Source organism: Aliikangiella marina (genome assembly GCF_007004765.1).
Taxonomy (GTDB): domain Bacteria; phylum Pseudomonadota; class Gammaproteobacteria; order Enterobacterales; family Kangiellaceae; genus Aliikangiella; species Aliikangiella marina.
The window spans coordinates 300,695-313,659 of record NZ_VIKR01000002.1 but is presented as its reverse complement, the minus strand read 5'-3'; the positions used below and the strand labels follow the sequence as shown (position 1 = coordinate 313,659).

At 42.6% G+C, this 12,965-nt stretch carries 9 protein-coding genes; 5 read left to right on the top strand and 4 right to left on the bottom strand.

What is annotated here, in order from left to right; translation table 11 throughout:
* Window positions 1-18 precede the first annotated feature (18 nt).
* The 5 genes from FLL45_RS07680 to FLL45_RS07660 all read left to right on the top strand — a co-directional run bounded on the left by FLL45_RS07680 (window position 19) and on the right by FLL45_RS07660 (window position 7,968).
* Window positions 19-861: an AAA family ATPase gene (locus FLL45_RS07680; protein WP_142941450.1), complete on the top strand. Its 843-nt coding sequence runs from the start codon at window positions 19-21 to the stop codon at window positions 859-861.
* Window positions 862-876: 15 nt separating this feature from the next.
* A complete protein-coding gene (locus tag FLL45_RS07675; protein WP_142941449.1) occupies window positions 877-2,052 on the top strand; it encodes a vWA domain-containing protein in 1,176 nt (391 codons plus the stop codon).
* Window positions 2,053-2,200: 148 nt separating this feature from the next.
* The gene (locus tag FLL45_RS07670; RefSeq protein ID WP_142941448.1) at window positions 2,201-3,634 is read left to right on the top strand and encodes a transporter substrate-binding domain-containing diguanylate cyclase; all 1,434 of its coding nucleotides are present in this window, start codon (window positions 2,201-2,203) and stop codon (window positions 3,632-3,634) included.
* 126 nt (window positions 3,635-3,760) lie between these two features.
* On the top strand, window positions 3,761-4,840 hold the full coding sequence (locus FLL45_RS07665; protein WP_142941447.1) for an efflux RND transporter periplasmic adaptor subunit: 1,080 nt from the start codon (window positions 3,761-3,763) through the stop codon (window positions 4,838-4,840).
* Window positions 4,840-7,968: an efflux RND transporter permease subunit gene (locus FLL45_RS07660; protein WP_142941446.1), complete on the top strand. Its 3,129-nt coding sequence runs from the start codon at window positions 4,840-4,842 to the stop codon at window positions 7,966-7,968. Before FLL45_RS07665 ends, FLL45_RS07660 begins: the two co-directional genes overlap by 1 nt.
* Window positions 7,969-7,986: 18 nt before the next feature.
* Here the strand turns inward: FLL45_RS07660 and FLL45_RS07655 are convergent, their stop codons facing one another.
* The 4 genes from FLL45_RS07655 to FLL45_RS07640 all read right to left on the bottom strand — a co-directional run bounded on the left by FLL45_RS07655 (window position 7,987) and on the right by FLL45_RS07640 (window position 12,965).
* Complete coding sequence (locus tag FLL45_RS07655) at window positions 7,987-8,823, bottom strand: hypothetical protein (protein WP_142941445.1); 837 nt, start codon at window positions 8,821-8,823, stop codon at window positions 7,987-7,989.
* A gap of 79 nt (window positions 8,824-8,902) precedes the next feature.
* On the bottom strand, window positions 8,903-9,979 hold the full coding sequence (locus tag FLL45_RS07650) for a mechanosensitive ion channel family protein (RefSeq protein ID WP_142941444.1): 1,077 nt from the start codon (window positions 9,977-9,979) through the stop codon (window positions 8,903-8,905).
* Window positions 9,980-9,990: 11 nt separating this feature from the next.
* Window positions 9,991-11,430: an NADH-quinone oxidoreductase subunit NuoN gene (nuoN, locus tag FLL45_RS07645; RefSeq protein WP_142941443.1), complete on the bottom strand. Its 1,440-nt coding sequence runs from the start codon at window positions 11,428-11,430 to the stop codon at window positions 9,991-9,993.
* A complete protein-coding gene (locus tag FLL45_RS07640) occupies window positions 11,430-12,965 on the bottom strand; it encodes an NADH-quinone oxidoreductase subunit M (RefSeq protein ID WP_142941442.1) in 1,536 nt (511 codons plus the stop codon). The genes nuoN and FLL45_RS07640 overlap by 1 nt, the downstream gene beginning before the upstream one ends.

The following is a 12,965-nucleotide window of genomic DNA, read 5'->3' as shown; positions in this document are numbered from 1 at the left end:
CTATAAATTGAGGCACTTATGAGCTTTACTGGTACCAAAAACTACATTGCCACCGAAGAGTTACAGATGGCGGTCAACGCAGCAAAAACCTTAGAGCGACCGTTATTAATTAAAGGTGAACCCGGCACTGGCAAAACAATGCTTGCAGAAGAAGTCGCAGCTGCATTAGATATGCCGCTGTTTCAATGGCATATTAAATCAACGACCAAAGCGCACCAAGGACTGTACGAATATGATGCGGTTTCGAGACTAAGAGACTCTCAGCTGGGAGAGGATAAAGTCCACGATATTAAAAATTATATTAAAAAGGGCAAACTGTGGGAGGCGTTTACTTCAGAAAAACAATCAGTTCTACTAATCGACGAGATAGATAAGGCCGATATTGAATTCCCAAACGACTTACTCCAAGAGCTCGATAAAATGGAATTCTTTGTCTACGAGACTGGAGAAACGATCACCGCTAAACATCGCCCCATCATTATCATTACCAGTAATAATGAAAAGGAACTACCCGATGCCTTCTTACGGCGCTGCTTTTTTCATTATATTAGCTTTCCTGATAAAGCCACTATGAAACAAATTATCAACGTACACTTTCCCGATTTGAAAGCCTCGTTACTTCAAGAGGCCATGGAGATTTTCTTCCAAGTAAGAGAGGTTCGCGGGTTAAAGAAAAAACCTTCCACTTCAGAACTTATTGATTGGCTAAAACTACTCCTCGCAGACGATATCTCGGAAGGCGTGCTTAAAGACCGCGATCCGACTAAAGCAATTCCGCCACTTTATGGCGCCTTATTAAAAAACGAACAAGATGTTCATTTATTGGAAAAGCTAGCTTTTATGATTAGACGAGAGTCGTAAAAAGCGAACGTTATTATGCTGATAGATTTTTTTTACACACTCAGGAAGCTCGGTTTACCGGTTTCAGTCAAGGAGCTTCTCCATTTACTCGAAGCGATGCAAAAACGGCTTGCTTTCTGTGACCTTGACGAATTCTATTTGCTTGCGCGATTATGCATGGTTAAAGATGAAAAGTATTTTGACCGCTTCGATAAAGCATTTGGCGCCTATTTTAATGAGTTGCAAAATATCGACGATCTGCTCGAAGCGCTCATACCAGAAGACTGGCTTCGTGCCGAGTTTATGAAACAACTTTCCGAAGCAGAAAAAGCAGAAATAAAAGCGCTTGGCGGACTAGACAAGCTCATTGAAACTTTTAAAGAGCGATTAAAAGAACAACAAGAGCGTCATGCTGGCGGTAATAAGTGGATCGGCACGGGTGGAACTTCACCTTTCGGCCATAGCGGTTATCATCCAGAAGGCATCAGAGTTGGCGGTGAAAGTCGAAATAAATCTGCCGTCAAAGTCTGGGAGAAGCGACAATTCAAAGATCTTGATGACAGCGTCGAACTCGGTACCAGGAATTTAAAAGTAGCACTCAAAAAACTGCGAAAGTTTGCCCGCAGTGGCGCTGAGGAAGAGCTTGATTTGGACAACACGATTAGCAGTACCGCCAAAAATGCAGGTTTACTCGATATTAAAATGGTGCCAGAGCGGCATAACGCAGTGAAAGTATTGCTATTCTTTGACGTTGGTGGATCAATGGATCCTTTTGTTCGAATTTGTGAAGAGCTATTCTCCGCTTGTAAAACGGAATTTAAACATCTGGAATATTACTATTTTCACAATTTTATCTATGAGCATGTATGGCGGGACAACGCGCGACGATTTTCCGAGAATATTCCACTAGAAGAGGTGCTAAGGACCTATGGAAGCGACTATAAGGTTATTTTCATTGGCGATGCTTCAATGTCCCCTTATGAAATATCCCATGCCGGTGGTAGTGTCGAGCATATGAATGATGAACCAGGCTATATTTGGATGCAGCGGCTCAAAGCAACATTTGATAAAGTCGTCTGGTTAAATCCAGTTCAACAACAATACTGGCAATACACCTACAGTATCGAAATGGTCACTCAATTGGTTGAGGGAGAAATGTATCCGCTCACTATGGCGGGTATGGATAAAGCTATCAAGTCTCTCAGTGGCTAAACCGGAATTGGAATTCATGCAAAAAGTCGCCACAAATGGTCAAACTAGACTAAACTTTGCATAAGATGCAGTGTACGACAAAGATACCAATTTCCCAGACATAATAAATTCGCCAAGTCGTTTCAATTACTTAAGGTCCTTAATAACAATGATAAATGCAGTTCGTATCATATTCGCTTTAATTAGCCTCATGGTATTGAACGCTGATAACCAAAGCATCGCTCAAGAAGTTGAGTTGAGTAGCAACCAGGATTTTCAAGAGTCTCACTTAGAAACCACTGAAATATTCAATTCGGCGGAAAAGGCCCTTATTCACAGCAATAGAGTGTTTAAGGTATGCAACGTCATCCAACAAGCGAGTAATGATGCCAGCATTGGCATCGTTAATTTAATCGCGGGTAAAAGCGGACTCAAGCTCGAAGCGACTGAACTACTGCCCTGGGGGGATGCTCTTGAAGGTCTAAATGCGGGTAAATGTGATATCTTGCCGTGGGCGACTAAAACTTTAGAAAGAAGTCAGTTCATGAACTTCACTCGACCATACGTCAGAATAAAAAGAGTTGTAGTCGCCAAAAAAGAAGAACCCTACATCAGAGATCTCGACGAAGTATCAGATAGAGTTTTTGCGATGCTCAGAAACAATTACGCAGTGACTCAAATTAGAAAGACGCATCCGAATATCGAATTTGTTTATGTTGATACCGTACAAGATGAAATAGACTACATTCAACAAAACAAAGTCTATGGAACCATCGTTTCACTGTATTCAGCGGCAAACTTATTCAATAATGAGAAAGTTCGAGAACTCAAAGTTGTTGGCGTACTTCCATCAATCTATGATGACATCGCCTCTCTAGCGACGCGCAAAGAGGACTCTGCCTTGCACAGTATTCTTGAAAAGTCATTGATTGCCACTAATCCGCGCCTTATTGATGAGTTTATGAGTGAGGGAGCGGTTGTTAGTTATGATCCTGATGTCGACTATCAAAAGTATTGGCAAGTCGCTATCGGCGTTGTCCTTGTGCTACTGATTCTTATTTGGTGGAATCGTTATTTGAAAAACCTCAATGCACAGTTGAAAGAATCGCAAAGTAAACTCGAACTCCTCTCGGTGACAGATTCCTTAACGAGTGTGTTTAATCGTTTAAAAATGGATGAAGTTTTTACCCAAGAAATCGAAAAAAGTAAACGGTATCACTCACCGCTATCGGTGATCATGCTTGATGTCGATTATTTTAAAAAGATAAATGATGAGTTTGGCCATAATGTGGGCGATAACGTTCTTAAAAAGATTGCCGAAACTATCCAAGCAAAACTAAGAACCAATGATTACCTGGGCCGCTGGGGTGGCGAAGAGTTTCTGATTATTTGCCCTTCCACAAATGTCACCAAAGCGCAACTTGTCGCAGAAAAACTAAGAACAACACTAGCGAAAACCGATTTTGCACCACTCAAAAGGGTGACCGCAAGTTTTGGCGTTGCAGGCTGGGAAAACCAAGAAACTCAAGAATCCCTAATTTCGCGGGCCGATTCTGCCTTGTACCGAGCAAAGGATAGCGGTAGGAATCGGGTTTGTTGTTAAGCTTTGTTACGATTCTATTTGATACAAATAGTGTCGGCTCATCTAGTTAAATCTGAATATCGCTGTTCCAATAATACCAATCGGGGCATAATAGCCGACTCATATTGACCATTAACCGAGGCTTTCATGCGAAAGATTATCTTGCCTAGTTGTTGTTTGATTTTGCTGTTTATCGCTTTTCCAAGTGACAGCGCGACCGTGAAAGTTGACGTGCTAACCCCAGAGCAAGTCCCCCACCAATTTTCACTCGAGTTAAGTGGTACCATAGCCGCAGCGCAAGACGCCCAATTAGCCCCGCTTGAAGCAGGTCTGATACAATCAATTTACGTTGAATCGGGCGATACCGTTACGCAAGGGCAAGTCTTGTTATCGCTGGACGATACCTTGGCCAAGCTGAGACTCGCTCAAGTTGAAGCGCGAGAGATAGCAGCACAAATTCAACAACAAGAAGCCCTACGCCAGTACGATGAAGTCGTTTCCCTAGCAAAAAGTAAAGTAGTCGCCGACAGTTTACTGTCGGAGAGAAAAGCAAATCTAGCCAGTGCTAATGCAGAATTGACTAACACCCAAGCTCAGGTTGCCTTGCAAAAAGAAATTGTAAAGCGACACAAGCTCGTTGCCCCTTTTAATGGAACCATCGCAAAGCGTCATGTTGATATTGGTGAATGGGTAGGCCAACAGAATCAACTCTTCCAACTCGTTTCAAACCAATCGCTTCGTTTGTTGGTCGACCTCCCGCAAGAACATTTAAATACACTTTCTTCGCTGCCCAAAGTGACCGCGGTGGTTATACCGGACGTGATGCCTAATAAACAGTTTGAACTATCAATTACGAGTATTGTGCCGGTTTCTGAATCAGTGAGCAGAACAGTCCAATTAAGAATCGATCTGCCAAGCAATGAGCTATTGGTTCCAGGGATGTCAGCACGCGCTAGAGTGAATTTATCCAACCAAAATCAGCTGCTGTCCTGGGTACCTCGTTCAGCGCTAAAAAGACACCCTGATGGCGGTAACAGTATTTTCGTCGTCAACGGCGATAAAGTTAAACGATTCAAAATCACCATTTTGAAAAGCGATGCTGAAAAGTTAGCTGTGTCTGGTTTACCTAAGGGAGCGACTATCGTTGTCTCGGGTACCGAGCTTCTCAAAGATAATCAGACAGTAGTAGTAGTCAACTCGACCGCGGCTATTCAAGGAGTCAACTAGTGTTTCAGTCAGCTGTAAAACATGGGACGCTCGTCGCAGTAATTGTTTTTATCGTCACAATACTCGGCATCGTTGGTGCATTGAAAATACCTGTCCAAATGATACCGGATCTCGAAGTCAGAACAATTAGTGTTTCTACAGGATGGCCGGGGGCAACTCCCCAAGACGTCGAAAAAGAGATCCTCATCGAACAAGAAAGGTATCTAAGAAACCTACCTAGCTTGCAACGAATGACTTCCTATGCAGAGCTCGGGGAAGCTTCGATCGAATTAGAGTTTCCCTTTGGGGTCGAAGTGAGTGACGCTTTATTAGATGTCAATAATGCATTGAGTCAAGTGCCCTCTTACCCAGAAAATGTCGACCAACCTCGAATCTTAGCAAGTGCTTTTTCCAGCAACGCGTTTATGTTTTTTACACTCCGCCCGCAAGCAGGCAATCCCTTAGAGCTTGATATGGATCTTATCCGCGACTATGCCGAGGACTTTGTTCGACCACGAATGGAAACCGTTCCTGGCGTATCCGAAGTGAGAGTTGGTGGTGGTTCTGCCAGACAAATTCAAATAAAAGCAGATCCTTCTCGCCTCGCGCAGAGGGGCATCAGTTTGGCCCAGGTTCGAAGTGCAATACGCGAAAGAAATAAAGATGCCTCAGCGGGTGACATTGAGGGAGGAAAAGAGCGCTACTTGATCCGCATGATCGGTCGTTTTAATCAAGTTGAAGAGTTAAAATCGTTGATAATCGCCCGGCAAGGCGATACCAATATTTATCTGAGCGATGTCGCGAGTGTTGAGCTTGATCATTTTGAAACTCGCAGCGTTGCTTATTTTAATGGTGAAAGAACTCTGAGTTTATCTGTACGCCGCGAATCTGGCTCAAACGTCATTGATATTAAATCAAAGATGTTGCAAGTCGTTGAGCAAATCAACCAAGATTTGTTGCAACATAATGGGTTGGAGTTAACCCTTACAAGTGATGATGTGAAATATGTCCAAACTTCACTCGAGAATGTTTGGTTTAACTTGGCGCTGGGCGCACTTCTCGCCACCATTGTCATGTATCTTTTCCTTCGCTCGACTCAAGCTACTGTTATCGGCGTATTGGGAATTCCTCTCTGCACCATTGCTGCCTTTTTAGGATTGTTATTATTTAATCGAACCATTAATGTTATTTCGCTAGCGGGAATTGCTTTTGCCATCGGTATGACCGTTGATAATTCAATCGTCGTTTTAGAAAGTATCATGCAAGCAAAGAAAAAAGGGTTTAAGCGACTTGAAGCCGCAGTCAAAGGTGTTCAGGAAGTTTGGCCTGCGGTTCTCGCTTCTACCACCACGACCGTTCTTGTTTTTGCCCCAATTCTGTTTGTCGAACAAGAAGCAGGACAACTTTACTCAGATATTGCCATCGCTATCTCGGCCGCGATTATCGTATCGATGTTGGTGGCTATTTTCGTGGTTCCTGTTGCATTAGCGAACGTCAGTAAAAAAGAGGCTATCGATGAGTCTCAACAAATTCAATTGTCCAGTAAGTGGCTTAACTTTGTCGAAATTTTTATTCAAACCAAAAAGGTCGCTCGATTATCAGTGGTCGGTTTCGTTGTCTTGGTAATGGGCTCAGCGTACTGGTTGATGCCAGCTGCAGAATATTTACCGGAGGGCGAAGAACCGAAAGCATTCTCTATGATGATAGCCCCACCGAGTTACAACCTATCGGAGATGAAAAAGATCGGTAATGAACTACGAGACTATTTTAATGGTTATGTAAATGCTTCCGAAGATGATTTCCTAAGTGGTAAAACGGAGATGCCGCCCCTCGCGTATTATAATATGCGCGTTAGTGTTAGCCGTATTTGGTTTCTTAGTGCACCGGTCAATCATGCCTATATCCAAGATATGATGGATGCGATCACTCAAAAGTTTAAAAGTTACCCGGGGATGCGCGCGTTCTCCTCTCGCGGCTCTATCATTTCTAGCAATGATGGCGGAACCAGAGCTGTCGCGATTGACATAGCCGGTCCAAGAATCACTGAGCTATACCAAGCCGCAGAAGCCATTTATCAGGCCGCCGAAAAAACGTTCGAGAATCCACAGATTAACTCCGATCCGGGCTCATTAAGCCTCAATCAACCGATGATTGAGATTAAACCTCGCTGGGACCGATTAGCTGAGCTTGGGCTTTCGAGCAATGAGCTAGGTTATTCAGTCTCAGCATTAAGTGACGGTGCTTATGTTGATGAGTTTATTTTAGAAGATGATAAGGTCGATATATTTCTCTTTAGTAGCGCAGGAAATCAGCAGAATATCGAGCAGTTGGCAAACTCTCCCATCATTACACCGGCGGGCAAAGTCATGCCACTAAATGCGCTCACTGACTTATCAATCAGTAAAGGGAGTAATAGTATTCGTCGGGTTGATGGCAACCGAACGGTTACCGTTTATATCATCCCACCAAGAGACGTCGCGTTAGAGACCGCTGAACAAATAATTAGAACCGAAATGCTACCGTCACTTTGGCAACAAGGAAAAATCGCTCAAGGCATTATTGTGAGTATCAGTGGTGCAGCCGATCAACTTGAGTCAACTCGTGCATCGCTATCGAGCAACTTTGTTATTTCTGTTGCGCTCTGTTACCTACTCCTTGTTGCTATATTTACTCATTGGCGTTTTCCCTTGTTTATCTTGGCAACGGTCCCCCTCGGCATGGCTGGCGGATTACTTGGCTTAATTACAGTAAATGGTTTTGGTGGCTTACTCAATAACCTGGGGCTCGGAGGATTCCATCAACCCTTTGATATGATCACAATGTTGGGCTTTTTGATCCTGCTTGGAACTGTGGTTAATAATCCAATATTAATCGTTGATGAAACGCGGAAGTACCTCCAGAGCAAGGGCTCCCAAGTGGTAGATGCGGTTCGCTATGCGGTTAATAAGCGTCTTATGCCAATCCTGATGTCGACGGCAACCACTATTTTCGGACTGGCTCCTTTAGTATTGATTCCAGGAGAAGGTGCAGAACTCTATCGTGGGGTCGGCATTATTGTGTTAGCCGGTATATTATTTTCAACGCTGTTGAGTCTTAGTTTTTTACCGGCGTTGCTGGTTAGCATCATGAAAGATAATCCCGAAAAATAAACTCGGCTTTCATTGGAGCTAACTGGTAGGACACACAAAAGCACTCAAATACCAACTGGTTTTTTGATTGGATACGCTTAATTCAAAACTCGTTTGCTCACCCAGTGTTGTATCCGCTAAACGTTTAAGTGCTTGTGCTGTGTCTAGTTCATTACCTTCATTGTAACGAATATGATAACCCGAGATCCGATAGCCGGCTTTCGCGTTGAGCGATTCCGGTAATTCTCTCACGCGTATTCTTCCTTCTGCACCTTCTGCCTTTAACCGGTCACCAATTTTTTCTGCTTGAAGCTTTGCTTGTGGCCCGGACGCAGCACAGTAAAACAAATCAAAGTCCCAATCTCGCCAGGCATAACTTGCTACTGCATCGTAAGTTTTCTGAACGACGGCGCCTGTTCCAGATTTAAAACTTTCCTCTGACTGCAATATTTTACTCACATTGGCACGAATAGATTCATCGCCGCCTTGTTTCAGAACGTTTAGAAGCGAGGTGCGTAGTGGTTCTTCTACCATTACAACGATGAAAGCTTTCGCCGCTTCTTGCTTCTGCGTGTTCCGCTCTTCAATCGAACGCGTCACAATCTCATAGATTTTAAGATTAAATTCTTGATTACTCTCTCGTTCCTCTCGCTCTTCTCTGCTTAATTTAATTTCACTGTCAATTTGTTGTAACTTAAGTTGCAAAGCTTCTTGTTGCTCGCGAATTTCCTGTTGTCTTACTTGAGCGAGTTCTTCTTGCTTTTCAATAAGCTTTTGATTAGTTTGTGCTTGAAAGTTAACCCAAGCGACTAAAAAAGCAGTGATGACTGAGACTACAGGAATGACTTGTTTTTGAATGGCTTCACCTAGCTTCATTACTCACTCCATTTAGTGGCGATCAACAAGAATAACTATCGACTTCATTGTGATCAAATTGATCAATTTTCGTTTTCAATTATTCTTTTGGCGGTATCTGTCGTAGATTAACATCGCGTTGCGGAAATGGTATTTCGATCCCTTGACGGTTGAACTCGTTATAGACTTCTTCGTTAAGTAAGTCACTCACTTGACCTCTAAGTACCGGTTCAGCGACCCAACACAAGAGTTCAAAGTTTAGGCTTGAGTCACCAAAAGTACGAAATCTCACTCTAGCGGCCGGGTCGGCTTCAACCGTTTCAATTGAGCTCGCAGCTTTTAACAACGCGGCTCTTACTTTCGGAATATCACTGCCATAAGCTACGCCTATTTGTACGCGAATCCGGTATTTACTCGAAGGACCTGCCGTTTCATTGATGATTTTGGTGTTCCCCATAATGGCATTAGGAATAGTAACCTCAACATCATTACGCGTAAGGATACGGGTCGAGCGAATTCCAATATGGGTGACCTTGCCCCGTTCGCCGCTATCAAGAACAATAAAGTCACCTATTTTGTATGGCGTGTCGGCTAATATAAAAACACCAGCAAAAAGGTTTGCTAAGGTATCCTTTGCAGCGAAACTAAGTGCTAAACCTAAAATACCTGCTGAAGCGATCCATGCAGAGACATCGATATCCCAAGCGACAAAAATAAAATAGATTGCAGCGCCATATATAATAATCACAGCGACATTTTCAAATAACGGTAATGTATGACTCTGAACAACTTTCAAACGAGATTCATCACCGCTTAATAGTCTCAAAGAAAATCTCGCTCCATCCAACACACATCGCAGCCAATAAAAAACGGCAATAGTAACCAACACTGATTCAACAAGCGGCATTTGGTCAACGATTAACTGTGACTTGAGTAAGGCGAGATAAGTCCCGATTAATAAAATCGATACGCCAACAGGGCGCTGTAAAATAGCGAACAAATGATCATCGAGTGGATTGGCAGTTCGACCCGCAGCATGAACGTGAATCCGCTCTATAATCGCTCGTGCAATCTTTGATGCAATTGCTGCAAACAAAAAGATTAAAGAAGCCTGAATGAGGTTGTTTTCAGAAATTAATGGTAAATATGTTTGCAGTTGTTGCTGAAGCCATTCCACTTTTGAGATCCTTAGCTAATCGCCTTAAACGCACTGATACAATACTCGAATATACTATCAGGCATCAGCCCAATAATGACTAGCAATAAACAATTGACACTTATTGCTACCTTCAGAGACCGACTAGAGGTAATCTCTGGACTATCAGTCGCATCAGTAAAGAACATTTCTTTTATGACTTTAAGATAATAAAATAACCCTACAACCGAAAATGCAATGGCAATGACGGCCTCTACAATATAATCATTAAGGATTAACTGCCTAAAAATTTCAAGCTTTGGCCAAAACCCAAGAAATGGTGGTATCCCAGCCATAGAAACCATTACCACAGCAAACATTAAACCATACCATGGATGAAACCGTCCGAGTCCGCGAAGGTCACTAATATTTTGGTATTCTTTTTCTTCGGTACTCATAAGAATCACAATGCCGAAGCCTGCTACTGTCATCAAGGCATAAACAATAATATAAAACATTGCTGCTGAATTTCCTTCGGGTGTCGCAGTAACAATTCCCAATAAAAAATAGCCGATATGTGCGATTGCTGAATAAGCCAGTAAGCGCTTCAAGTTGGTTTGCACAACCGCAATAAGATTCCCAAAAATAACAGATAGTAATGCTAGTATTAATATCATTGTCGACCAGTCGGTGACCAATTGACTAAACGCCTCGACCAACAATCGCATAGCCATGCCAAATGCCGCAATCTTAGGTACACTGGAAATAAACGCGGAAATTGAACTTGGCGCACCGTGATAAATATCCGGAAGCCACATATGAAAGGGGACAGCGCCAAACTTAAACGCGAGACCTATTACAATAAAAACCAGACCAAACTTCCCAATCAACGATGATTGGTTTTCATTAAAATGCGCAGCGACATCTGCGATTAATATGCTGCCCGTCGCTCCATACATTAATGAAATACCATAGAGCAAAAAACCAGAGGCAAGCCCCCCCATGACAAAGTACTTTACCGCAGACTCTGATGCCGATTTAGAGTCCCGCTGTAATGCTATCAGTGCATAAAGCGATAAAGACAGTAACTCTAAGCCAAGATAAACGATTAAGAAACTGTTAGCGGAGACCATTATCATCATTCCTAACACCGAAAATAAGGTCAGAATGTAATATTCTCCGCGCATTAACGCTCGATGGTTGATAAATGGTCGCGCATAGAGCAAGGCAATAAAAGTCGTTGCATAGATAGCTAATTTAAGAATAACCGCGAGTTGGTCTTGGACCCAATGCCCATAAAACCCAACTTCTCTTAAAACATTAATTTGATTAACATCAAGGATAAACAAAGTCACTAACGAAACTAGCGTCAGGTTAAAAGTAAGTTTTCTTTCCTTGTCACGTTGAAAAAGATCAACAATTAAAATTACACAAATAGCGCACAGCAAAAAAACTTCGGAAGTGAGTAAAGAAAAATTTATCGATTGATTCATTACGAACACATTCCTTCTGGTGATAATTTTGAGACCAAATTACAGTCGATTAGATGCTCGACACTGGGTTGCATAAGTTCGAGTAAAGGTGCCGGATAAAAACCAAAAGCTAAAACTAAAGCCGCCAGGACAATTAACACAATATACTCTCGTAATTTTAAATCCTTTAACTGAGCGACTTTTTCGTTGGCAACCTCTCCAAAAACGACTCTTTTGTACATCCAAAGCGTATATCCAGCGGCAAGAATGAGAGTTAATCCCGCGAGAACCGCAATCCAAAAACTGACTTGTAAGCTTGCAATAATAACCAAAAACTCACCGACAAACCCCGAGGTTCCTGGCAGCCCAGCATTCGCCATTGCGAACAACATAAAAAACATTGCAAACTTTGGCATGGTATTAACAACACCGCCATAGTCGGCGATCTCTCGGCTATGTATTCGATCATAAAGCACGCCAATACAGAGAAACATTGCACCGGAAATAAAGCCGTGAGAAATCACTTGAATTAGGGCCCCTTGAATTCCCATAATCGCAGTGGGAATGCTCCCTTTATCAATTAAAGCAAAACTAATAAATAATCCAAGTGTTACAAATCCCATGTGCGCGATCGACGAATAAGCAACAAGCTTTTTCATATCTCTTTGCGCCAGTGCAACAAAACCAATATAAACCACGGCGATAAGCGACAAAATGATCATCAGATCGGCCATTGCCATTGACGCATCGGGAACAATAGGTAGCATAAATCTGACGAAGCCATAAGTTCCCATTTTCAGCATGATTGCCGCTAAAATCACCGAACCTCCTGTTGGGGCTTCTACATGTGCATCGGGTAACCAAGTGTGCACAGGCCACATAGGCACTTTGACTGCGAAAGCGATCAAGAAAGCAAAAAAGAGTAGTTCTTGAGTATCAAGCGGTAAAACCATTGAGTGCATGGCAAATATATCAAAACTTTTCGCTTCGAGACCAAGGTAGATTAGTCCGATTAACAAAAAAACCGAACCAAAGAATGTGTAAATAAAAAACTTTAACGTCGCGTAAATTCTATTCGGGCCTCCCCAAATACCAATAATCAGAAACATCGGTACTAACATGGCTTCCCAGAACACATAAAACAAAATGGCATCAGTCGCAGCAAACACGCCATTCATTAATCCCCCCATCATCAAAAACGCAGCTAAATAATGGGCGGATCTTATTTTAATGTTATTCCAACTTGAAATAATTACGATGACCGTCATCAGCGAAGTCAACGCAATCAAAGGCAATGAAAAACCGTCGACCCCCAATGAGTAGCGAATGTTCAAAGAGGTTATCCAACTTTGGTCTTCGACAAACTGCAGATAATAACGGCTCGAATCAAATGTACTCCAAGCCCAAAGACTGAGCAGGAGCGTTGCAACTGCGGATACCAATGATATCCATTGACTAATAAAACGATGCTTTTCTCCAGTGATGAACAGCACTACAAGCGCACCAAAAACTGGCAACCAGATCAGCAAACTTAATATGGGTAATTTTTCAATCAT